The 22,170-nt window shown below is 44.5% G+C and carries 23 protein-coding genes and 2 other annotated features; all 23 genes read right to left on the bottom strand.

Annotated features, from left to right (window positions below; genetic code table 11):
- Positions 1–17: 17 nt before the first annotated feature.
- The gene (rpsG, locus tag JOJ89_RS00725; RefSeq protein WP_029282839.1) at positions 18–488 is read right to left on the bottom strand and encodes a 30S ribosomal protein S7; all 471 of its coding nucleotides are present in this window, start codon (positions 486–488) and stop codon (positions 18–20) included.
- A gap of 51 nt (positions 489–539) precedes the next feature.
- The gene (gene rpsL / locus JOJ89_RS00720; RefSeq protein ID WP_029282841.1) at positions 540–962 is read right to left on the bottom strand and encodes a 30S ribosomal protein S12; all 423 of its coding nucleotides are present in this window, start codon (positions 960–962) and stop codon (positions 540–542) included.
- 108 nt (positions 963–1,070) lie between these two features.
- On the bottom strand, positions 1,071–1,319 hold the full coding sequence (locus JOJ89_RS00715) for a 50S ribosomal protein L7ae-like protein (RefSeq protein WP_029282843.1): 249 nt from the start codon (positions 1,317–1,319) through the stop codon (positions 1,071–1,073).
- Positions 1,320–1,445: 126 nt separating this feature from the next.
- Entirely contained in the window at positions 1,446–5,045 is a 3,600-nt protein-coding gene (gene rpoC / locus JOJ89_RS00710; RefSeq protein WP_029282845.1) for a DNA-directed RNA polymerase subunit beta', read from the bottom strand.
- A gap of 46 nt (positions 5,046–5,091) precedes the next feature.
- Entirely contained in the window at positions 5,092–8,673 is a 3,582-nt protein-coding gene (gene rpoB, locus JOJ89_RS00705) for a DNA-directed RNA polymerase subunit beta (RefSeq protein ID WP_029282847.1), read from the bottom strand.
- A 259-nt stretch (positions 8,674–8,932) separates the two neighbouring features.
- A complete protein-coding gene (locus tag JOJ89_RS00700; RefSeq protein WP_029282849.1) occupies positions 8,933–9,538 on the bottom strand; it encodes a class I SAM-dependent methyltransferase in 606 nt (201 codons plus the stop codon).
- Between the two features lie 127 nt (positions 9,539–9,665).
- Complete coding sequence (gene rplL, locus JOJ89_RS00695) at positions 9,666–10,031, bottom strand: 50S ribosomal protein L7/L12 (protein WP_029282851.1); 366 nt, start codon at positions 10,029–10,031, stop codon at positions 9,666–9,668.
- A 57-nt stretch (positions 10,032–10,088) separates the two neighbouring features.
- A complete protein-coding gene (rplJ, locus tag JOJ89_RS00690; protein WP_029282853.1) occupies positions 10,089–10,589 on the bottom strand; it encodes a 50S ribosomal protein L10 in 501 nt (166 codons plus the stop codon).
- 53 nt (positions 10,590–10,642) lie between these two features.
- Positions 10,643–10,785: a sequence feature (ribosomal protein L10 leader region), on the bottom strand.
- A gap of 49 nt (positions 10,786–10,834) precedes the next feature.
- Positions 10,835–11,533 (bottom strand): 50S ribosomal protein L1, encoded by a 699-nt coding sequence (rplA, locus tag JOJ89_RS00685; RefSeq protein WP_029282855.1) that lies wholly within the window; start codon positions 11,531–11,533, stop codon positions 10,835–10,837.
- 94 nt (positions 11,534–11,627) lie between these two features.
- Positions 11,628–12,053: a 50S ribosomal protein L11 gene (gene rplK / locus JOJ89_RS00680; protein WP_029282857.1), complete on the bottom strand. Its 426-nt coding sequence runs from the start codon at positions 12,051–12,053 to the stop codon at positions 11,628–11,630.
- Positions 12,054–12,224: 171 nt separating this feature from the next.
- The gene (nusG, locus tag JOJ89_RS00675) at positions 12,225–12,758 is read right to left on the bottom strand and encodes a transcription termination/antitermination protein NusG (protein ID WP_029282859.1); all 534 of its coding nucleotides are present in this window, start codon (positions 12,756–12,758) and stop codon (positions 12,225–12,227) included.
- A 209-nt stretch (positions 12,759–12,967) separates the two neighbouring features.
- Positions 12,968–13,147 carry a preprotein translocase subunit SecE gene (gene secE / locus JOJ89_RS00670; RefSeq protein WP_029282861.1) on the bottom strand — a complete coding sequence of 60 codons (180 nt, stop codon included), beginning with the start codon at positions 13,145–13,147 and terminating at the stop codon, positions 12,968–12,970.
- Positions 13,148–13,210: 63 nt separating this feature from the next.
- Positions 13,211–13,360 carry a 50S ribosomal protein L33 gene (gene rpmG, locus JOJ89_RS00665; protein WP_081414214.1) on the bottom strand — a complete coding sequence of 50 codons (150 nt, stop codon included), beginning with the start codon at positions 13,358–13,360 and terminating at the stop codon, positions 13,211–13,213.
- Between the two features lie 83 nt (positions 13,361–13,443).
- Positions 13,444–14,100, bottom strand: coding sequence for an RNA polymerase sporulation sigma factor SigH (sigH, locus tag JOJ89_RS00660; protein WP_029282863.1), 657 nt, complete (start codon positions 14,098–14,100; stop codon positions 13,444–13,446).
- Between the two features lie 67 nt (positions 14,101–14,167).
- The gene (locus JOJ89_RS00655) at positions 14,168–14,677 is read right to left on the bottom strand and encodes an NYN domain-containing protein (RefSeq protein ID WP_029282865.1); all 510 of its coding nucleotides are present in this window, start codon (positions 14,675–14,677) and stop codon (positions 14,168–14,170) included.
- A 3-nt stretch (positions 14,678–14,680) separates the two neighbouring features.
- Complete coding sequence (rlmB, locus tag JOJ89_RS00650; protein WP_029282867.1) at positions 14,681–15,424, bottom strand: 23S rRNA (guanosine(2251)-2'-O)-methyltransferase RlmB; 744 nt, start codon at positions 15,422–15,424, stop codon at positions 14,681–14,683.
- 2 nt (positions 15,425–15,426) lie between these two features.
- Positions 15,427–15,843: a Mini-ribonuclease 3 gene (locus tag JOJ89_RS00645; RefSeq protein ID WP_029282869.1), complete on the bottom strand. Its 417-nt coding sequence runs from the start codon at positions 15,841–15,843 to the stop codon at positions 15,427–15,429.
- A gap of 2 nt (positions 15,844–15,845) precedes the next feature.
- Positions 15,846–17,243: a cysteine--tRNA ligase gene (cysS, locus tag JOJ89_RS00640; protein ID WP_203289334.1), complete on the bottom strand. Its 1,398-nt coding sequence runs from the start codon at positions 17,241–17,243 to the stop codon at positions 15,846–15,848.
- On the bottom strand, positions 17,194–17,889 hold the full coding sequence (gene cysE / locus JOJ89_RS00635; protein WP_051827349.1) for a serine O-acetyltransferase: 696 nt from the start codon (positions 17,887–17,889) through the stop codon (positions 17,194–17,196). Before cysE ends, cysS begins: the two co-directional genes overlap by 50 nt.
- Positions 17,890–17,973: 84 nt before the next feature.
- Positions 17,974–18,208: a binding site (T-box leader), on the bottom strand.
- A 38-nt stretch (positions 18,209–18,246) separates the two neighbouring features.
- Positions 18,247–19,704 carry a glutamate--tRNA ligase gene (gene gltX, locus JOJ89_RS00630; RefSeq protein WP_029566222.1) on the bottom strand — a complete coding sequence of 486 codons (1,458 nt, stop codon included), beginning with the start codon at positions 19,702–19,704 and terminating at the stop codon, positions 18,247–18,249.
- Positions 19,705–19,782: 78 nt separating this feature from the next.
- Positions 19,783–20,259, bottom strand: a complete 477-nt coding sequence (gene ispF / locus JOJ89_RS00625) for a 2-C-methyl-D-erythritol 2,4-cyclodiphosphate synthase (protein WP_203289333.1) — start codon at positions 20,257–20,259, stop codon at positions 19,783–19,785.
- A gap of 3 nt (positions 20,260–20,262) precedes the next feature.
- Positions 20,263–20,946, bottom strand: coding sequence for a 2-C-methyl-D-erythritol 4-phosphate cytidylyltransferase (ispD, locus tag JOJ89_RS00620; RefSeq protein ID WP_203289332.1), 684 nt, complete (start codon positions 20,944–20,946; stop codon positions 20,263–20,265).
- A 12-nt stretch (positions 20,947–20,958) separates the two neighbouring features.
- The gene (locus JOJ89_RS00615; RefSeq protein ID WP_029282881.1) at positions 20,959–22,059 is read right to left on the bottom strand and encodes a PIN/TRAM domain-containing protein; all 1,101 of its coding nucleotides are present in this window, start codon (positions 22,057–22,059) and stop codon (positions 20,959–20,961) included.
- Between the last annotated feature and the right edge of the window lie 111 nt (positions 22,060–22,170).

Genomic DNA, 22,170 nt, shown 5'->3' with positions numbered 1-22,170 from the left:
TTGGTTTATATTGAATCCTACCAGCGGTAGTGAGCGAATGCTTTGTTAGCTTCAGCCATTTTGTGAGTGTCTTCACGCTTCTTAACTGATGAACCAGTGTTGTTGGCAGCATCAAGAATCTCGTTAGCTAAACGCTCTTCCATCGTTTTCTCTCCGCGAAGACGAGCGTAGTTTACTAACCAGCGAAGACCAAGAGTTGTACGGCGGTCAGGGCGAACTTCAACAGGTACTTGATAGTTTGCACCACCCACACGACGAGCTCTTACCTCAAGAACTGGCATGATGTTTTTAAGTGCTTGCTCGAACACTTCAATTGCTTCTTTACCTGAACGCTCTTTCACGATGTCAAAAGCAGTGTAAAGAATAGTTTGTGCTTTACCTCTCTTACCGTCAACCATAATTCTGTTGATTAGACGACTAACAAGCTTTGAGTTGTAAAGTGGATCTGGCAATACGTCTCTTTTTGTAACAGGACCTTTACGTGGCATGTTATATCCTCCCTTCATGCGATATACTTAAGTGATATATGACTTAAGGCATTATTTTTTTGGTGCTTTTGGGCGTTTTGTACCGTATTTAGAGCGGCCTTGCATACGTTTGTCAACACCTGCAGTGTCAAGCGCACCGCGAACGATGTGGTAACGTACACCCGGTAAATCTTTTACACGTCCGCCGCGGATAAGTACAACACTGTGCTCTTGCAGGTTGTGTCCGATACCTGGAATGTAGGCAGTAACCTCGATTCCGTTAGTCAGGCGTACACGAGCGTATTTACGAAGAGCCGAGTTCGGTTTCTTCGGTGTCATTGTACCAACACGAGTACATACTCCGCGTTTTTGCGGTGATGAAGTGTTAGTCTGCTCTTTTTTGAAGCTGTTGTAACCTTTGTTCAGTGCAGGAGAAGTTGATTTTTCAACTTTGCTTACGCGTCCTTTGCGAACTAGCTGGTTAATAGTAGGCATGTTTATGTCCTCCTCTCTTAATGTTTAATACCACACATCCAGGTGGTTCATATTTGGGCAAAAACAAAGTTTTTGCAGAGAGTTTGTCACTCTTGGCAAAAACGGTTTTTAATTGATAATAGCTACAGTTACGGCTCCAACTTCTATTCCGCAAGCTTTTCCAAGCTTTTTCATAGAGTCGACCATGTGAAGGGAAATGTTCTTCTGTTCTGCAAGTTCAATGACTGGTTTCACAATCCTTGGATCTGCATCTTCAGCAACAACCAGTTCCTTTACCTGGCCAAGCTTTAGAGCTTTTACTGTTTGCTTCGTACCAACGATTACTTTATGTGCCTGCGATACTTTTTCATAAGACATATAAATACATCCTCCAAAGCAACAGGTTTTAATTAAGCACCTAGGATATACTAACATCGTAAGAGATGGATGTCAACCAGATCAGTGAAACATTTTTCTGGATTCACCCATCTCTTCTTCAGTTAGTTACTCTGCAGGTATTGTTTCACCTTCAGGCTGTGTACGCGGAATCGGATTAACGCGTCTGTAGCGCTGCATTCCTGTTCCGGCAGGTACAAGCTTACCGATGATTACATTTTCTTTCAGGCCGAGAAGTTCATCACGTTTTCCTTTGATTGCAGCATCTGTCAGGACACGAGTTGTTTCCTGGAACGATGCAGCAGACAGGAATGAATCTGTTTCAAGAGAAGCTTTCGTGATACCAAGAAGGATCGGACGTCCTGTAGCAGGGCGCTTGCCGTCAAGAAGCACTTTCTTGTTGGCATCCGTAAATTGGTGAACATCCAGCAATGTGCCCGGCAATACATCTGTATCTCCAGCATCCATTACTCTTACTTTGCGAAGCATCTGGCGAACCATTACTTCTACGTGTTTGTCACCGATCTCTACCCCTTGCATGCGGTATACTTTCTGCACTTCACGAAGCAGGTATTCCTGAACAGACGTGAGATCTGTCACCTTGAGCAATTCTTTAGGATCAATCGAACCTTCAGTCAGCTCCTGGCCGTGTCTGATCTGGTCACCTTCAGCAACTTTCAGTCTTGCATTGTAAGCAGCTGTGTACGTGCGTGTTTCAACGTCGCCTTTGATGACGATTTCCTGCTGTCTGTCGCGTACTTCATTAATCTCAACAACAACACCGTCAATTTCGGAAATTGTCGCCTGACCTTTAGGGTTACGCGCTTCGAACAGCTCCTGAATACGAGGCAAACCTTGAGTGATGTCGTCTCCGGCAACACCGCCTGTATGGAACGTACGCATTGTAAGCTGAGTTCCCGGCTCACCGATTGACTGGGCAGCGATGATACCGACTGCTTCTCCCACTTCAACTTCTGTTCCGGTAGCAAGATTGCGTCCATAGCATTTTTTACATACGCCGTGGCGTGTGTTACACGTAAATGCAGAACGGATCCAGACTTCCTCAATACCAAGTTCCACAATTGTATGAGCAAGATCTTCTGTAATCAGATCATTTTCCTCAACAATCACTTCACCTGTTTCAGGATGTTTCAGCGTTTTGCGAGCATAGCGTCCGATAAGGCGCTCTTCAAGATGCTCGATAATTTCTGTTCCTTCTTTAATTGAACGTGTCAGAATTCCGCGGTCAGTTCCGCAGTCTTCATCACGGATGATAACATCCTGGGCAACGTCAACAAGACGTCTTGTCAAGTAACCTGAGTCAGCTGTCTTAAGGGCTGTATCCGCAAGACCTTTACGGGCACCATGCGTAGAGATAAAGTACTCAAGAACTGTTAAGCCTTCACGGAAACTTGATTTGATCGGAAGTTCGATAATACGTCCGGCCGGGTTGGCCATCAGTCCGCGCATTCCGGCAAGCTGCGTAAAGTTAGATGCGTTACCACGGGCTCCAGAATCACTCATCATAAAGATTGGGTTGCGTTTATCCAGGGAAGCCATCAGCTTGCCTTGAATAACGTCTTTAGAAGCACTCCAGATAGAGATGACGCGTTCATAGCGCTCTTCTTCTGTAATCAGACCGCGTTTGAACTGTTTAAGAACATTATCAACTTTAGCCTGAGCTTCTTTAAGGATTTCTTCTTTCTCCCGAAGTACGATGATGTCAGACACACCAACCGTAATACCGGCTTTTGTAGAATATCTGAAACCAAGATCCTTCATGCGGTCAAGCATTTTGGATGTTTCGGTAATGTGGAATTTCTTAAAGATTTCAGCAATGATCTTACCAAGAATTCCTTTTTTGAACGGAGAAATAACCTCCTGGCTCTGGATGAATTCTTTGACATTCACATTTGCATCAATAAAGAACTTTTCCGGTGTTTCATCTTCAATGTTGCTCTTCGTCGGTTCATTCATGTACGGGAATGAAGGAGGAAGAATTTCATTGAAGATCAATTTTCCGACTGTTGTTACAAGAAGCTTTTTGCGCTGCTCATCTGTAAATGATTCATTCGGCAGAGAGCTTGCTTGAACAGCAATACGGGTATGAAGATGCACATAGCCGTTCTGATAGGCAAGAAGTGCTTCATTTGTATCTTTAAAGACCATACCTTCCCCAACAGCACCTTCGCGCTCAAGTGTCAGGTAGTAGTTTCCAAGAACCATATCCTGAGAAGGTGTAACAACCGGCTTACCATCCTTAGGATTCAGGATGTTCTGCGCTGCAAGCATAAGGATTCGGGCCTCTGCCTGAGCTTCAGCTGAAAGCGGTACGTGAACCGCCATTTGGTCACCGTCAAAGTCAGCGTTGTAAGCTGTACATACAAGAGGATGAAGGCGGATTGCGCGTCCTTCTACAAGTGTCGGTTCGAATGCCTGAATACCAAGTCTGTGAAGAGTCGGTGCGCGGTTTAACAGCACTGGGTGCTCGCGGATAACAGACTCTAATACATCCCATACTTCAGGAGATACGCGTTCTATTTTACGCTTTGCACTTTTAATATTGTGTGCAAGGCCTTTTTCAACTAGCTCCTTCATTACGAAAGGCTTGAAAAGTTCAAGTGCCATTTCTTTAGGAAGTCCGCATTGGTACATTTTCAGGTTCGGACCTACAACGATAACCGAACGGCCTGAATAGTCAACACGTTTTCCAAGAAGGTTCTGACGGAAACGTCCCTGTTTCCCTTTCAGCATGTGTGAAAGTGATTTAAGCGGACGGTTACCCGGTCCGGTTACAGGACGGCCGCGGCGTCCGTTATCAATTAATGCATCGACCGCTTCCTGAAGCATGCGCTTTTCATTTTGAACGATGATGCTCGGAGCACCAAGGTCCAATAGACGCTTTAAGCGGTTGTTGCGGTTAATAACACGGCGGTAAAGGTCATTCAAGTCAGACGTTGCAAAACGTCCGCCGTCAAGCTGAACCATCGGGCGCAGCTCAGGAGGAATAACCGGAAGCACATCAAGGATCATCCATGATGGCTCATTTCCTGAATTACGGAATGCTTCAAGCACTTCAAGTCGCTTGATGGCACGTGTTCTGCGCTGTCCCTGTGACGTTTTAAGCTCTTCTTTAAGCTGGTCTACCTCTTTATCAAGGTCAATGTCTGAAAGAAGCTTTTTGATCGCTTCTGCTCCCATTGCAGCCTGGAACGACGAGCTGTATTTGTCACGGTAAGCACGATATTCTTTCTCGGAAAGAAGCTGTTTCTTTTCAAGAGGCGTATCGCCGGTTTCCGTTACGACGTAAGAAGCAAAATAGATAACTTCTTCGAGAGCACGAGGTGACATGTCAAGAACAAGTCCCATGCGGCTCGGGATCCCTTTGAAATACCAAATGTGTGAGACTGGGGCAGCAAGCTCAATGTGCCCCATACGCTCACGGCGAACCTTTGCACGAGTCACTTCGACTCCGCATCGGTCACAGACTACGCCTTTATAGCGTACTCGTTTGTATTTTCCGCAATGACATTCCCAGTCCTTTGTAGGACCGAAAATGCGCTCACAGAATAAACCGTCTTTTTCTGGTTTTAACGTACGATAGTTAATCGTTTCTGGTTTCTTCACTTCACCGAATGACCACGAGCGGATTTTATCGGGTGATGCGAGACCGATGTTCATATACTCAAAGTTATTTACATCTAGCAAGGGGCCTACCTCCCTTTTCGTCTTCAGGTTTTACCCTTATTGCTTACTATTCTTTCGTAACTGCGTCTTTTTCTTTTTCCATTGCTGCTGATGAAAGATCATCCGGCTGATCATTCAGGGATAAACCTTCTGACTGCTGTCCTTCTTCATCGTCTTCAAGATCTCTCATTTCGATTTCCTGTTCATCGCCTGAAAGAATCTTAACGTCCATACCTAAACTTTGAAGTTCTTTGATCAATACTTTGAATGACTCTGGAACTCCCGGCTCCGGTACATTTTCGCCTTTGACAATCGCTTCATACGTTTTAACACGTCCGACAACGTCATCTGACTTAACAGTAAGAATTTCCTGAAGAGTATAAGCAGCGCCATAAGCTTCAAGCGCCCATACTTCCATCTCTCCGAAACGCTGTCCGCCGAACTGGGCTTTACCGCCAAGAGGCTGCTGCGTAACAAGTGAGTATGGACCTGTTGAACGGGCATGTAATTTATCGTCTACCATGTGGGCAAGTTTGATCATGTACATGATTCCAACTGATACACGGTTATCAAACGGTTCACCTGTACGGCCGTCGTAAAGGACGGTTTTGGCATCTCGCGCCATACCGGCTTCTTCAAGTGTTGACCATACATCTTCTTCACGGGCGCCATCAAATACCGGGGATGCTACATGCATGCCTAGTTTGCGCGCTGCCATTCCAAGATGAAGCTCAAGTACCTGACCGATGTTCATACGGGATGGTACACCAAGCGGGTTAAGCATGATATCAACCGGAGTTCCGTCTGGAAGATAAGGCATATCTTCTTCAGGAAGGATTCTTGAGATAACCCCTTTGTTACCATGTCGTCCGGCCATTTTATCGCCTTCAGAAATTTTACGCTTCTGAACGATATATGCGCGGACTAGCTGGTTTACGCCAGGAGGAAGCTCATCACCGTCTTCGCGGTTGAATACTTTTACATCAAGAACGATTCCGCCGCCTCCGTGAGGAACACGAAGGGAAGTATCGCGGACTTCTCTTGCTTTTTCACCGAAGATTGCATGAAGCAGACGTTCCTCGGCTGTAAGTTCCGTAACCCCTTTAGGTGTTACTTTACCAACAAGCAGGTCTCCGTCTTTTACTTCTGCACCGACACGGATAATACCGCGGTCATCAAGATTGCGAAGGGCATCTTCCCCTACGTTCGGGATGTCGCGCGTAATTTCTTCCGGTCCAAGCTTGGTATCACGGGACTCTGATTCATATTCTTCAATATGAATAGACGTGTATACATCATCTTTTACAAGACGTCTGCTCATGATGATGGCATCTTCATAGTTGTAGCCGTCCCATGTCATGAATGCAACCATTACGTTGCGTCCAAGTGCAAGTTCGCCCAGTTCCATTGAAGGTCCGTCAGCAAGGATTTCGCCTTTTACAACTTCATCGCCAACACTTACAATCGGACGCTGGTTGTAGCACGTACCTTGGTTAGAACGGATGAACTTCAGAAGGCTGTACTTATCAAGGTTGCCTTTTGTTTTAACGCCGTCCACATCTTCATAGCGGCGCACCCAGATGTTTTTAGCTTCAACTTTCTCAACAACACCAGGGAATTTACAGATTACAGCAGCACCCGAATCTTTTCCTGATACATACTCCATGCCTGTTCCGACAATTGGAGATTCAGGATTCATAAGCGGAACTGCCTGACGCTGCATGTTCGCTCCCATGAGGGCACGGTTGGAGTCATCGTTTTCAAGGAACGGAATACATGCTGTCGCTGCAGATACAACCTGCTTTGGAGATACATCCATGTAGTCCATTCTGTCACGTGACATGACCGTGTTTTCACCGCGGAAACGGGAAACGATATCTTCATCAAGGAAAGAGCCGTCATCAGCAAGGCGTGCGTTCGCCTGTGCGACTACATAGTTATCCTCTTCATCTGCTGTCAGATAATCAATTCGTGCAGTTACTTTGCCGGTCTCCGGGTCTACGCGTCTGTACGGCGTTTCAATGAAACCGAAACGGTTTACTTTTGCATACGAAGACAGAGAGTTGATCAGACCGATGTTCGGTCCCTCAGGAGTTTCGATCGGACACATGCGGCCGTAGTGAGAGTAGTGAACGTCACGGACTTCAAAGCCTGCGCGCTCACGCGTCAAACCACCGGGTCCAAGTGCAGAAAGACGGCGTTTATGCGTTAATTCAGCAAGCGGATTCGTCTGATCCATGAACTGGGAAAGCTGTGAGCTTCCGAAGAACTCTTTAATGGATGCAATAACAGGACGAATGTTAATAAGCTGCTGAGGTGTAATTGTATTTGTATCCTGAATCGACATTCTCTCGCGGACAACACGCTCCATACGGGAAAGTCCGATTCGGAATTGGTTTTGAAGGAGTTCTCCTACAGAACGAAGACGGCGGTTTCCAAGATGGTCGATGTCGTCTGTATCCCCAACTCCATGCAGCAGGTTGAAGAAGTAGCTGATAGAAGAAAGGATATCTGCAGGCGTGATATTTTTCACATTTTCTTCAACATAAGCATTGCTGATTACGTTAATGACTTTTTCGCCTTCTTGATCGATTGGAGCATAGATTTTAACGGACTGAAGCGTCACATCTTCTTCTACTACTCCGCCTGATGGCGTGATGGTTTTAAAGCCGACGCCGCTCTCAAGGTTCGGAATGATCCGGTCAAGTGTGCGTCTATCAATTAACGTATCTTTTTCTGCAATGATTTCGCCAGTTTCAGGGTCTACTAACGTTTCAGCAAGACGCTGGTTGAAAAGGCGGTTTTTAATGTGAAGCTTTTTATTGATTTTGTAGCGTCCGACACTCGCAAGGTCATAGCGCTTCGGATCAAAGAAACGGGAATCCAGAAGGCTTTTTGCATTGTCGACAGTCGGCGGCTCGCCCGGGCGCAGACGCTCGTAGATTTCAAGAAGAGCTTTCTCTGTGCTCTCTGTGTTGTCTTTATCAAGCGTATTGCGAAGGTATTCGTTTTCTCCGAAAAGATCAACGATTTCCTGATCAGAACCAAAGCCGAGAGCGCGCAAAAGAACCGTTACCGGCAGTTTCCGAGTGCGATCAATGCGCACATATGCAACATCTTTAGCATCTGTTTCGTACTCTAACCAGGCACCACGGTTTGGAATAACAGTAGCAGTAAAGCCTTTTTTACCATTTTTATCGACTTTTCCGCTGTAATAAACACTTGGTGAACGAACAAGCTGTGATACGATAACGCGCTCGGCGCCGTTGATCACGAACGTGCCTGTCTCAGTCATCAATGGGAAGTCACCCATGAATACATCCTGATCTTTCACTTCACCAGTTTCTTTGTTAATTAAACGCACCTTTACACGAAGCGGTGCAGAATAGGTAACATCGCGCTCTTTGGATTCCTCTACTGAATATTTAGGATCACCTAAACTGTAATCGATAAATTCCAGCGAGAGGTTACCAGTGAAGTCCTCAATTGGAGAGATGTCCGTGAACATTTCTCTGAGGCCCTCATCAAGAAACCACTGATAGGAAGCGGTTTGAATCTCGATAAGGTTTGGTAATTCTAACACTTCACTAATGCGTGCATAACTTCTGCGTTGGCGGTGTCGTCCATACTGAACTAGTTGACCTGTCAACTGCTTCACCCCTCAAATCAAGCGTAATAGAACTTGTAATATGTATCCGCAAATGAATCTAGCAGCTGCCAATACACATACAAGGAGAAAACAAAAATAAAAAGGTCTCTATAATTAGAAAACCACTTTTGTCAAACGTGCTATTGATTTTAACATCTTTTCCATTTGTCCTATATTTATACATTTCAATCAAAAAAATAGAGACTCCTGGAATATATATATTGGCATTTTATAATGTTAACATAGGCAAAAATTCGAGTCAATCTTTTTCTGCCCTGATAATATAGTAGCCTTTATCCTTTTTGACTGCAGCGACATCTTTAAACATTTCAGAAAGCTTGGCCATAGCAGACGGGGCACCTTGCTTTTTCTGAATAACCACCCATAGCTCTCCTCCCGGACAAAGAGAATGATAGCTTTTTTCAAAAATCTCGTGCACTGTTTTTTTCCCGGCACGGATTGGCGGGTTGGTAAGGATAGCCGCGTATTTTTTTGAAGGATCAACATTTTCAAAAAGATTGCTTGTGCGGATACGGACATTTTTGACACCGTTCGCCTCTGCATTTTCTTTTGCAAGCTGGACTGCTCTTTCATTGATGTCAATCATATCAACTGTGCGGTCGCCGAACTCCTTCGCAAGTGCAATTCCAATCGGCCCGTAGCCGCAGCCGACATCAAGCAGATCACCATCTGTTTTTGGCAGAGCAAATGTATTGATCAGCAGTCTTGATCCAAAGTCCACTTCGTTTTTGGAAAATACGCCGCGATCGCTTTGAAAATGAAAGGAATTCCCTCTTAACGTATATGTCCATGACTTACGGTCACTCAAAGCTTCCGGCTGCTGTGAATAGTAGTGATTTGTCATCTTTTCCCCTCCATGTTAAAGGAGTATACCTAAACAGGCAATCATTCATACCTGCACGTTCACATTTGGTGTCAAACGTGAAAAAAAAGCCCGCTGTTATTTCAAGCGAGCTTTGTCTTTTCAGGAATTACTTAACTTCTACAGAAGCGCCAACTTCTTCAAGTTTGCCTTTGATTTCTTCAGCTTCTTCTTTAGCGATTCCTTCTTTGATAGCTTTTGGAGTGTTGTCAACTAGTTCTTTAGCTTCTTTCAAGCCAAGGCCAGTGATTTCACGTACAACTTTGATAACTTTGATTTTTTGTGCACCAGCGCTAGCAAGTACCACGTCAAATTCAGTTTGCTCAGCAGCAGCTTCGCCGCCAGCAGCGCCACCAGCCATTGCTACAGGAGCAGCTGCAGTTACGCCAAATTCTTCTTCGATTGCTTTAACTAAGTCGTTAAGTTCTAAAACAGTCATTTCTTTAACTGCTTCAATGATTTGTTCTTTAGTCATTGTATATTTCCTCCTTATAAACCTATTAGTTTTTTGTTTTGGTACGGGTCGATCAGATTAAGCTCCCTGCTCTTCCTTTTGATCTGCAACTGCTTTAGCAGCAAGTGCAAGATTGCGCATTGGAGCTTGAAGTACGCTAAGCAACATAGAAAGCAAGCCTTCGCGTGATGGAAGATCTGCAAGAGCTTTAATTTGCTCTACTGTCGCAATGTTTCCTTCGATTACACCTGCTTTGATTTCTAACGCGTCATGCTTTTTAGCAAAGTCGTTAAGAATCTTAGCCGGAGCAACTACGTCGTCGTTACTGAATGCAATTGCATTTGGGCCTGTAAGGGCGTCATTAAGACCAGTAAGTTCAACATTTTCAACTGCGCGGCGAGTCATTGTGTTTTTGTAAACTTTGAACTCGATGCCAGCATCACGAAGAGTTTTACGAAGTTCTGTCACTTCTGCAACTGTTAAACCGCGGTAGTCAACAACGATTGTCGTTTTGCTCTCGCGAAACTTAGCCGTAATGTCTTCTACGATGGATTTTTTTGTATCGATAGCGCTGCTCATTGGTACACCTCCTGTAAGAATTAAGATTCCGCACTTATACCGTTCGGTTTCTTTCTTATCAAAAGAAATGCCTCCACGTCAGACATGGAGGCAGTATATATACAAGCGATCTAATTACTAGTTCACATATATACACCTCGGCAGGAAATTAAGCATGGGTAGCACCTGCTGTCTACGGTATAAATGAAGTTATTTAGTTAAACAACATTTTTGATTATATATAAAGGTGACTGAGATGTCAACTATTATTTAATGCCGAAACTTGAAGCATCAACTTTTACGCCAGGTCCCATAGTAGAAGCAACAGCAACGTTCTTCATGTAAGTACCTTTTGCAGCAGCTGGCTTAGCTTTTAGAAGTGTTTCGAAGATTGTTGTGAAGTTCTCAACAAGCTTGCTGTCTTCGAAAGAAACTTTACCGATTGGCACGTGGATGTTTCCAGCTTTGTCAACGCGGTATTCAACTTTACCGGCTTTGATTTCTTTTACCGCTTTGTCAACGTCAAAAGAAACTGTTCCAGTTTTAGGGTTTGGCATTAAGCCTTTTGGTCCAAGGACGCGTCCAAGTTTACCAACTTCACCCATCATGTCAGGAGTAGCTACGATTACATCAAAGTCGAACCAGCCTTGCTGGATTTTGTTGATGTAGTCAGCATCGCCAACATAGTCAGCTCCGGCAGCTTCTGCTTCCTTCGCTTTTTCGCCTTTAGCGAATACAAGTACGCGCTGAGTTTTGCCCGTTCCGTTTGGAAGAACAACTGCACCGCGGATTTGCTGATCGTTTTTACGTGGATCAACGCCTAAACGGAATGCAACTTCAACTGTTGCATCAAATTTAGCTGTGTTTGTTTTCTTTACAAGTTCAATTGCATCTTGAACTCCGTAAGCTTGAGCACGGTCTACTAATTTAGCAGCTTCAACGTACTTTTTACCTCTTTTAGCCATTATAGATTTCCTCCTTAGTGGTTTTAGCGGAATAACCTCCCACGAATAAAGGTTGCGAAAAGCAACTCGCAACCCCCTAAAACAAAAACAACAATTAGTCTTCGATGACGATACCCATGCTGCGTGCAGTACCTTCAACCATACGCATAGCTGATTCAACATTAGCTGCATTTAAGTCAGGCATTTTTGTTTCAGCAATTTCACGTACTTTATCACGCTTAACTGTTGCTACTTTATTACGGTTTGGTTCACCAGAACCAGACTCAATTCCAGCTGCTTTCTTAAGCAATACTGCAGCAGGCGGAGTTTTTGTAATAAATGTAAATGAACGGTCTTCAAATACCGTAATTTCAACAGGAATGATAAGTCCAGCCTGATCAGCTGTACGAGCGTTAAACTCCTTACAGAATCCCATGATGTTAACACCAGCTTGACCCAATGCAGGACCAACCGGCGGCGCTGGATTAGCTTTACCAGCAGGAATTTGCAACTTAACCATTTTAATTACTTTTTTAGCCACGAGACACACCTCCTTAAGTCCGTGATGTGGTAATAGGGTTTGTACCCTCCCACTCATGTCGTCATTCTTTATATGAATGATAGAAAATAATCAAGTTTTATGCCCCGCAAAGCGAGACATACTGACTTATGAAATATTACCACTTTTCGTTTTCGAATTCAAGTTTTTTTCTTATAATTTATCAACTTGAGAAAATTCCAGCTCAACCGGCGTTTCGCGGCCGAACATGTTGACAAGCACTTTCACTTTGCCTTTATCCTTGTCAATCTCTTCAATTGATCCGGTAAAGTTGGCAAAAGGACCGTCTATTACTTTGACAGACTCTTTTAGTTCAAAGTCGACTTCAATGCGTTTTTCTTCCATGCCCATATGCTTAAGAATTGTTACAACCTCTTCAGGAAGAAGCGGCGTCGGCTTAGAGCCCGATCCTGCTGATCCTACGAAACCTGTAACACCCGGCGTGTTGCGGACAACGTACCATGAATCGTCCGTCATGACGATCTCAACAAGCACATAGCCAGGGAAAACTTTTTTCTTTGTGACTTTCTTTTTGCCGTTTTTGAAATCTGTTTCTTCTTCTTCCGGCACGATGACACGGAAGATTTTATCCTGCATGCCCATTGATTCTACACGCTTTTCAAGATTGGCCTTAACCTTATTCTCGTAACCGGAATAAGTGTGGACTACATACCAGTTTTTCTCCATCTTCTATAGGACGATTTGTCCATTCCCTCCCTGCATATTGACTCTTATATTGCACTCTGCGGTTATTTTCTTCTGCTGACTGTTATTTTTAAACAATGAAAAAACCCGTCGAACGGGTTTTTGCGGAAAAATAATATTCTCTATTATAGCACGATTTTCTATCTATTATTCAATAAAATAAAACGAAATCAAAAACAGACGCTTTATTTTTAAGATACAAGGCGGATCAGCGATGAAATTCCGTAGTCGATGATGGCAAAAAAGACAACTGCAAAAGCTACTGTCGCAATAACTGTAATCGTATAGCGCGTCAGTTCTTTGCCTTTTGGCCAGCTTACCTTTTTCATTTCACGGGAAACATCTTTGAAAAAATTAACAATACGCTGCATGTACATTACCTCCAAGAGAATTCAGAAAGCCTGTCATAGAAATATAGAATCATGTGATGAGTGCTACTTTGTTTCACGGTGGTCCGTATGTGCGTTGCAAGCTTTACAAAATTTCTTGAATTCTAAACGCTCTTCTGTGCTTGACGTGTTTTTCATCGTTGTGTAGTTTCTGCTTCCACAGTCTGTGCAAGCCATAGATACTTTCTTACGCATTTCGACACCTTCCGCTAGTCCTGCTTTTTTCTATAAAAATGTAACACACGCTGGGAACCTTCGTCAATCTCGCCTGACAGGTTTTACAAATTGATTTCGCGCAGTTCCAGATACCTCTCAAGCTTGCGTTTTACACGCTGAAGGGCGTTATCGATTGATTTCACGTGGCGGTTAAGCTCCTCTGAGATCTCCTGATAGCTTTTGCCGTCCAGATAAAGCACGAGTACTTTCCGTTCGAGATCGCTTAACAGCTCTCCCATTTTCGTTTCTATATCATCAAATTCTTCCTGATTAATAATCAGTTCTTCCGGATCACTGACTTTAGCCCCGGATATGACATCCATAAGCGTCCGGTCAGATTCTTCATCGTAAATTGGCTTGTCCAGAGAAACGTATGAGTTAAGAGGAATATGTTTTTGACGGGTAGCGGTCTTAATTGCGGTAATAATCTGGCGAGTGATGCACAGCTCTGCAAAAGCTTTGAACGATGTAAGCTTGTCCTCTCTGAAATCACGGATTGCTTTATATAATCCGATCATCCCTTCCTGGATAATATCTTCTCTGTCAGCACCTATTAAAAAATAGGATCTTGCTTTTGCTCTGACAAAATTGCGGTACTTGGTGATTAAATAATCCAGAGCATCGCTGTTCCCGTTATGAACAAGCTCAACAACCTGTTCATCCAGTAGAGCATGAAAATCTTCTTTGCTGAGTTTGCCCATGCTGAAATGTGTGTTCATGCCGATCCCCCCGACCGCACAATAGATAGAAATATTATACAGTATGCATTTTGAAAGCGTCAACAGCCTAGAAGCCGCCTCTGCGCCATTTTTCAAACAATTTCAACATATCATCTGTTATCGGAATTTTTGACTGGGGACTGTTTACTTTAATTTTCTCGACCCGCTTTTGTATTCTCTTTTCAATGGCTTCCACTTCATTCAAAAGCTCTCTTGCTGATTTGCGGAGGGCTCCCTGGCCAAAAATGGCCCATTGTTCCGTGAAATCTGATGTTGCCACATGGATCTGTGTTTTGATGTTGCTCAGAGAGATGGCTAATTTTTCGATCCTCTCATCCGCTGTTTCATTTTCTCTTGTATAGATAACTTCCACTCTGTGGTTTTTTTGTTTTTTCTCAATGCCCTTCACTTGATGGGCATCGAAAACAACAATCACTCTGTATCCGGTGTACGCTTGATATTCTGCCATTTTTTGAATAAGAACCTCTCTAGCCTCTGCGAGATTCTCTTTTTTCAATGATTGAAGATTCGCCCATGCACCGATGATGTTATATCCGTCAACAAGAAGGATATCCATTTTCTATTCTCCTAAAGGCTGACGCTTTCTGTAGACCTCATACATAAGGAGGCCTGCTGCTACTGAAGCATTTAGAGATGTGACCCGGCCAGCCATCGGCAAGTTGACCAGAAAATCACATTTTTCTTTGATGAGTCTTCCCATCCCTTTTCCTTCACTGCCTATAACTAGTCCAAGCGGCATTTTGCCGTCCATGGAACGGTAATCATCCGAGCCTTTCGCGTCTGTTCCTACAATCCACACGCCCCGCTCCTTAAGCTCCTCAATTGTTCTCGCAAGGTTTGTCACTCTTGCAACCGGGATATACTCAATCGCACCTGTTGATAATTTTGCTACTGTCGTTGTCAGGCCTACCGCTCTCCGCTTCGGAATGATAATGCCGTGAGCGCCTGTTGCATCTGCCGTTCTCATGATGGAGCCGAGATTATGCGGATCCTCGATTTCATCAAGAATCAAGATAAACGGCGCTTCGCCTTTATCAGCAGCAGCCTTCAGGATATCGTCGACTTCGGCATATTCATAGGCAGCCACCTGTGCGACAACTCCCTGATGGTTCCCTTCTGCCATCTGGTCAATTTTTTTCTTCGGAACCGTTTGGATGGTGATGCCTTTTTCTTTTGCAAGCTGTGCGATCTGCTGGGCCTGTCCCTTTACTGAGTTCTCGGCCATCCAGATCTTGTATACATTGCGCGTTGATTTTAATGCTTCAATGACCGTATTGCGGCCAATAATGTACTCTTCTGCCATCCTTAATTCCTCCCTCCGTTTTCTATCAGTTCAAAAGAAGCTTCAATAATTTCCGAGAGGCGCTCTTCCCTTTTCTCAAGGTGAAGATAGCCGATCAGCGCTTCAAATGCTGTGCTGTATCTGTACGTTTGAACATCTGTATTTTTTGGCACTGTGCCTGATTTTGCATTTCTGCCGCGGCGGATAATCGCCATTTCTTCTTCACTGAACGCTTCCTTTTTTGAAAGCTCGTGCAGAACGGCTGCCTGGGCTTTTGCAGAAACATAGGTCGTTGAAAGCTTATGCAGCTGGTTTGGGCGCACCTGTCCTTTGGCAAGGAGGTGATGCCTTACAAAAACCTCGTAAATGGCATCACCGATATACGCAAGCGCCAGACTGTTCATTTGTTTTGAATTTGGTACTTCCTCTAAGCGAAGCATGTTTACCCTCTTTTCCATCTCGTTCCTTGAGGCGTATCTTCAAGAATGATATTCATCTCTTTCAATTTATCGCGGATTTCATCAGACAGCTTGAAGTTTCTGTCTTTTCTCGCCTGTATCCGTTGCTCGATCAATTCTTCAATCTCTGCGTCCAATAGATCCTGGCTGCCAAATTTGAGGCCAAGTATCGCTCCAAGCTCGTCAAATGCTGAAGTAAAGGCCAAAATGACTTCCTGCGACGTGTTTTTCTCCTGCAGGTAGTAGTTCGCCTGTCTTGAGAGCTCAAACAGCACCGAGATGGCATTTGCCGTATTAAAGTCGTCATCCATAGCTTCTGTGAATAGATTCCGCTGCTCAGAAATAATGCCAAGCCATTTTTCGTTGTCATCAGTCAGCTCGGAACTGCTTTTTGATCTGTGCTGCAGATTTGTATAAGATGTCTGCAGGCGGTCAAACGCATTCTTCGTGCTTTCAAGCAGATCAACCGAGTAATTGATTGGATGGCGGTAGTGAACAGACAGCATAAACATCCGCAAAACCTGTGGATCATGTTCTTTTATAATGTCGTGCACCAGAACGAAGTTGCCAAGTGATTTGGACATTTTCTCGTTGTTAATATTAATATACCCATTATGAAGCCAGTAGTTAGCAAACGGCTTCTTTGTCAATGCTTCTGATTGGGCGATTTCATTCTCATGGTGAGGGAATGTAAGGTCCTGTCCGCCTGCATGAATGTCAATGGTATCCCCGAAATGGTTGTGGACCATCGCAGAGCATTCGATATGCCAGCCCGGACGTCCTTTTCCCCAAGGGCTATCCCACGAAATTTCTCCCGGTTTTGCAGCTTTCCAAAGAGCAAAATCCAGGGCATCCTGCTTCTTGTCGCCCGCTTCAATTCTTGCGCCAACACGAAGCTCATCAACAGACTGATGGGAGAGTTTCCCGTAGTCTTTAAAAGCTCTTGTGCGGTAATAAACATCACCCTCAGCTTCATAGGCAAAGCCTTTTTCAACGAGCGCTTTGATAAAATCAATAATAATATCCATGCTTTCTGTTACGCGCGGGTGAGCATCTGCACGGTCGCATCCAAGCGCCGTGACATCTTCAAAATAAGCCTCGATGAACCGTTCAGCAATCGCCGGAACTTCTTCTCCAAGCTCATTTGCCGCTTTAATCAGCTTATCGTCCACGTCTGTAAAGTTGGATACATAATTGACGTCATACCCGCTGTATTCAAGGTATTTGCGGACAGTGTCATAGACAATCGCAGGACGGGCATTTCCTATATGGATATAGTTATAAACCGTTGGTCCGCACACATACATTTTTACCTTTCCCTCTTCAAGGGGCTTAAAGGTTTCTTTTTGTCTGGTTAGCGTATTGAATAACTTGATGGTCATCTTGACTCTTCCCTTCTTTCCATTGTGCGATTTCTTCTTTCAGGCTTATGAGCTCTGCCTCAAGTTCCTTGAACCTGTCTGCCACAGGATCCGGAAGATTACAGTGATCCATATCCTGATTAATCCGCTTGCCGTTTCGGATCACGACCTTGCCCGGAATGCCGACAACGGTTGAATGATCCGGCACATCACGAAGCACGACAGACCCCGCTCCGATTTTGGAATAAGCACCAACCGTGATGGAGCCAAGCACTTTAGCACCTGTCGCAATTAAAGCATTGTCCAGTATGGTCGGATGCCTTTTACCCTTCTCTTTTCCGGTTCCGCCAAGGGTAACACCCTGGAAAACCGTTACGTTATCGCCGATTTCGCACGTCTCGCCAATGACAACTCCCATGCCGTGATCGATGAAAAACCGCCTTCCGATCTTTGCACCCGGGTGAATTTCAATGCCTGTGAAGAATCTGCTTACTTGTGAAATAACTCTTGCGATAAAAAACATGTTCCGTTTGAAAAACGCATGTGCGAGCCGGTGAGCCCATATTGCATGCAGTCCTGAATAAGTAAGTATCACTTCCAAATACGATCTTGCAGCCGGATCCTGTTCAAATACGACTTCTATGTCTTCTTTCAGCATTTTAAACATTTTATTCCCCCCAAACCTTCCCCTTATTTTGTCCTTTAATCTAATTGTGAAACAGACTATAAAAAAAGCGCCTCTGTCCTAATAGACAGAGACGCTTTGTGCGCGGTTCCACTCTGTTTAAACAGGCGGTTAAAAGCCTGTTTCAACTTTGGCTCCTTTAACGGGGAGCATCCGCTTTTATTTACTGCTTCAATATGAAGGTTCAATAAAAGACTCAAAGGTGCATTTCAAGACAGTTGTCGCATAAACCTCTTTCACCGGGCGAGGTTCTCTCTGGAATGGAAACGGCGTCTCTACTTCTCCTTCTCAACGTGTTTCAATGTATTACACATACTATATTACATTTCATGCAAAAAGTTAACTGTTCGCACTTTTTAATCTTGCTAAAATCGTTTCTTTACCAAGAAGTTCGATTGCCTGCGGCAGGTCCGGCCCATGAGTCTGGCCTGTTGTTGCCACACGGATCGGCATAAACAGATTTTTGCCTTTATGGCCCGTTGATTTCTGCACAGCCTTCGTTGCAGCTTTAATGCCTTCAGCCGTGAACGCTTCAAGCTTACCCAGCTCTTCTGCGAATGCCGTCAGCACTTCAGGCACCTGCTCTTCGTCCAGCACATTGCGCGCTTCGCGGTTATAGGTGATTTCCTCTTTAAAGAAAAGCTCAGTCAGCTCTGTGATCTCTGCGCCATAGCTGATTTTATCCTGATGAAGGACAATCAGTTTGCGGGCCCAGTCAAGCTCTTCTGCAGATGCAGAATCAGATACTTTGCCTGCTTTTACAAGATGCGGAAGAGTCAATTCAACAAGTTGATCCGCATCAAGCTGTTTAACATACTGATTGTTCATCCACAGCAATTTCTGTGTATCAAAAACAGCCGGCGATTTAGACAGTCTTGCAGGATCAAAGATCTCGGCAAACTGATCTTTCGTGAACATTTCTTCTTCCCCGCCCGGAGACCAGCCAAGCAGCCCGATAAAGTTGAAAAGGGCCTGCGGCAGATAGCCGAGTTCTTTATACTGTTCAATAAACTGGATGATTGATTCATCCCGCTTACTGAGTTTTTTGCGGTTCTCGTTAACAATCAGCGTCATATGGCCGAAAACAGGAATGTCCCATCCGAACGCATTGAAGATCATGATTTGTTTCGGTGTATTGGAGATATGGTCTTCTCCGCGGAGAATATGCGTCATCTTCATAAGGTGGTCATCAACCGCTACAGCAAAGTTGTAAGTCGGCGTACCGTCTTTTTTAACAATGACGTAATCGCCGATGCCGTCTGTTTCAAATGAAATCTCTTCTTTCACGATGTCATTGAACGTGATGACTTCTCCCTTTGGAACACGGAAGCGGATGCTCGGCATTCTTCCTTCAGCTTCAAGCTTCGCCTGGTCCTCAGGTGTCAGGTTTGCACATTTGCCTGAGTATTGCGGCGTCTCACCGCGCTCAGTCTGTTCTTCCCGCTCCTGCTCAAGCTCTTCTTCTGTGCAGTAGCATTTGTACGCTTTTCCTTCTGCAAGCAGCTGATCGTAATATTTTTTATAAAGATCGTTGCGCTCTGATTGTCTGTACGGACCGTATTCTCCGCCTGTATCAACGCTTTCGTCCCAGTCAATGCCAAGCCATTTCAAGTATCTCAGCTGGCTTTCTTCGCCGCCTGCAATGTTTCGCTTTTTATCTGTATCTTCAATACGGATAATAAACTTTCCGCCGGTATTGCGCGCATAAAGGTAATTAAACAGCGCTGTCCGGGCATTTCCGATATGTAAATGTCCAGTCGGACTTGGAGCGTATCGCACTCTTACTTCGTTTGTCATATCTGTACCTCCGTTAATCTCTAACATCTGTTCCATTTTATCATTAAAAACAGGGTGTCCAAAAGCTTGTCCGGGATTTTATTTTTTCACAATCAGAACAGAAGCCTGTGAGGCAATCCCTTCTCCGCGGCCGGTGAAGCCAAGCTGTTCGGTCGTTGTCGCCTTCACATTCACCTGGTCTGCATCAGCTTCAAGAAGTTCTGCAATCCGTTCTCTCATTTGATCAATATAGGGAGCCATCTTCGGTTTTTGGGCAATAATCGTACAATCAATGTTGCCGAGTACATAGCCCTTTTCTTTTACAAGCTGCCAGACATGCTGAAGCAGCTTCGCAGAATCAGCATCCTTAAATTCAGGGTCTGTGTCCGGAAAATGCTTTCCGATATCGCCTGCCGCGATTGCTCCAAGGCACGCGTCTGCCACTGTGTGAAGCAGCACATCTGCATCAGAATGGCCGAGAAGGCCTTTTTCATATGGAATCTCAATGCCCCCAATGATAAGGGGGCGTCCCTCTGTCAGCTGGTGCACATCAAAACCCTGTCCAATTCTAAACATTCCTTATTCCCCTCTCTCACTCTCAAGTATCGCTTTAGCCATCAGCAGATCATCCGGCGTAGTCAGTTTGATATTTGTATAGTCTCCTTCAATGACAAGAACCTTGTGGCCGCTTCTCTCCATCAGGCTTGCATCATCTGTTCCAAGAAATGCTGCAGCCGATGCTTCTTTATGAGCCGCAAGAATATCAGAAAGACGAAAAGCCTGTGGGGTCTGTACGGCCCACAAGCTAGAACGTTCAACGGTTTCAATCACTTCACTGTTCAGGACACGTTTAATCGTATCCTTTACAGGGACTGCAACGGTTGCAGCTCCATCTTCATATGCTGCTTTTACGAGCTTTGAAATGACGTGTTTTTTAATGAATGGCCTTGCACCGTCATGCACGAGGACAACATCTGAGGCCGCCGCTTTCAGTCCGTTATAGACGCTGTGCTGCCTCTCATTGCCTCCGCTGACCATCTTTTTAATTTTTGTAAGACCGGAGCGTGCCGCCATTTCTTCAAAAAGAGCCCGTTCATCCGGATTGATGACAAGAAGGATGCCTGTGCATGCAGGATCTTTCTCAAAAACCGTCAAGGTATGAACAATGACCGGTTTTCCTTCAAGCTCAATAAACTGTTTGTTTTTGTCCGCTTTCATCCGTTTTCCTTGTCCAGCGGCAGGAATAATCACTTCATAGTTCATGTGCCCGCTCCCCTACAACGCTTTTTCAAGCAGCTTCGGCTTTGCGAAAATCATTCTTCCGGCAGAAGTCTGAAGAACGCTCGTCACGATGACGTCAATGTTTTTGCCGATATAGTTACGGCCCTCTTCCACAACAATCATCGTGCCGTCATCCAGGTAGGCTACGCCCTGATTGTGCTCTTTTCCATCCTTGATGACAAGAACTTTCATCTCTTCCCCAGGCAGGACCACCGGCTTGACGGCATTTGCCAGGTCGTTGATATTCAGAACTCCGACTCCCTGAAGTTCGCACACTTTGTTTAAATTAAAGTCATTTGTGACAACTACACCTGATGTCAGCTTGGCTAGCTTCACAAGTTTGCTGTCCACTTCCTGAATTTCCTCAAAATCGCCCTCGTAAATCTCGACTTTAATTGAGAGCTCTTTTTGAATGCGGTTCAGAATATCAAGGCCTCTCCGGCCGCGGTTCCGTTTCAGGGCATCTGAAGAATCAGCGATATGCTGAAGCTCTTCCAGCACAAAATGAGGAATGACAATCGTGCCCTCCAAAAATCCGGTCTGGCAGATGTCCGCAATTCTCCCGTCAATAATGACGCTTGTATCAAGAATTTTGAGCTTCGTGCTCTCAGCTTCCGCTTCTTCTTCACCCGCTCCTTTTTTCTTTCCGATTTTTCCGGAAATCGAAAACAGGCTGATCAGTTCGTCCTTGCGCTTAAATCCAACCTGAAAACCAAGGTAGCCAAGCAAAAGGGTCAGAAAAATCGGTATGATCGTGCTGAACACCTGATACTGAATGTCTTTAAACGGAATAACATTAACAATAAGAAAGGCAATTATAAGTCCGACAATCAATCCCAAACTACCGAAAAGAACATCCGTCACAGGCGCCTTTACCAATGATTCTTCCAGAAGCTTCACCCAGTTAACGACATAATCAACAAGCCAGAATGTGGCGATATAAAATAATATTGCTCCTAAAATGGCCAGAGCATATGGTGAATTAATAAAAGGTATGTCCTGCAGGCTTAACAATTTCATCAGCTGCGGCATAAAGAAAATACCCAGCGTTCCTCCAAGGAAAAGGAAAAAGATCTGCACAATTCGTTTTAACATACCCCCACCTCCTTCTCTTATCTATTATAATCACTTTCTCCCGTTTAAAACGGTGAAAACGCGAATTTCCGGAACCTGTAAACAGATTGAAATGTAATGAGAATCATATCA

Source organism: Metabacillus sp. cB07 (genome assembly GCF_016839225.1).
GTDB lineage: Bacteria > Bacillota > Bacilli > Bacillales > Bacillaceae > Bacillus_P > Bacillus_P indicus.
Note: the sequence above shows the minus strand (reverse complement) of the source record. Positions and strands in the feature narration are given on the sequence as shown.

Bases quoted from the DNA above. Each gene is read 5' to 3' on its own strand.
- rpsG (WP_029282839.1), bottom strand. From the start codon at position 488: ATGCCACGTAAAGGTCCTGTTACAAAAAGAGACGTATTGCCAGATCCA.
- rpsL (WP_029282841.1), bottom strand. From the start codon at position 962: ATGCCTACTATTAACCAGCTAGTTCGCAAAGGACGCGTAAGCAAAGTT.
- JOJ89_RS00715 (WP_029282843.1), bottom strand. From the start codon at position 1,319: ATGTCTTATGAAAAAGTATCGCAGGCACATAAAGTAATCGTTGGTACG.
- JOJ89_RS00700 (WP_029282849.1), bottom strand. From the start codon at position 9,538: ATGACAAATCACTACTATTCACAGCAGCCGGAAGCTTTGAGTGACCGT.
- rplL (WP_029282851.1), bottom strand. From the start codon at position 10,031: ATGACTAAAGAACAAATCATTGAAGCAGTTAAAGAAATGACTGTTTTA.
- rplJ (WP_029282853.1), bottom strand. From the start codon at position 10,589: ATGAGCAGCGCTATCGATACAAAAAAATCCATCGTAGAAGACATTACG.
- rplA (WP_029282855.1), bottom strand. From the start codon at position 11,533: ATGGCTAAAAGAGGTAAAAAGTACGTTGAAGCTGCTAAATTAGTAGAC.
- nusG (WP_029282859.1), bottom strand. From the start codon at position 12,758: ATGGAGAAAAACTGGTATGTAGTCCACACTTATTCCGGTTACGAGAAT.
- secE (WP_029282861.1), bottom strand. From the start codon at position 13,147: ATGCAGCGTATTGTTAATTTTTTCAAAGATGTTTCCCGTGAAATGAAA.
- rpmG (WP_081414214.1), bottom strand. From the start codon at position 13,360: ATGCGTAAGAAAGTATCTATGGCTTGCACAGACTGTGGAAGCAGAAAC.
- sigH (WP_029282863.1), bottom strand. From the start codon at position 14,100: ATGAACACACATTTCAGCATGGGCAAACTCAGCAAAGAAGATTTTCAT.
- JOJ89_RS00655 (WP_029282865.1), bottom strand. From the start codon at position 14,677: ATGGATATCCTTCTTGTTGACGGATATAACATCATCGGTGCATGGGCG.
- rlmB (WP_029282867.1), bottom strand. From the start codon at position 15,424: ATGGCAGAAGAGTACATTATTGGCCGCAATACGGTCATTGAAGCATTA.
- JOJ89_RS00645 (WP_029282869.1), bottom strand. From the start codon at position 15,843: ATGCTTCGCTTAGAGGAAGTACCAAATTCAAAACAAATGAACAGTCTG.
- cysS (WP_203289334.1), bottom strand. From the start codon at position 17,243: ATGACCATCAAGTTATTCAATACGCTAACCAGACAAAAAGAAACCTTT.
- cysE (WP_051827349.1), bottom strand. From the start codon at position 17,889: ATGTTTAAAATGCTGAAAGAAGACATAGAAGTCGTATTTGAACAGGAT.
- gltX (WP_029566222.1), bottom strand. From the start codon at position 19,704: ATGACAAACGAAGTAAGAGTGCGATACGCTCCAAGTCCGACTGGACAT.
- ispF (WP_203289333.1), bottom strand. From the start codon at position 20,259: ATGTTTAGAATTGGACAGGGTTTTGATGTGCACCAGCTGACAGAGGGA.
- ispD (WP_203289332.1), bottom strand. From the start codon at position 20,946: ATGAACTATGAAGTGATTATTCCTGCCGCTGGACAAGGAAAACGGATG.
- JOJ89_RS00615 (WP_029282881.1), bottom strand. From the start codon at position 22,059: ATGTTAAAACGAATTGTGCAGATCTTTTTCCTTTTCCTTGGAGGAACG.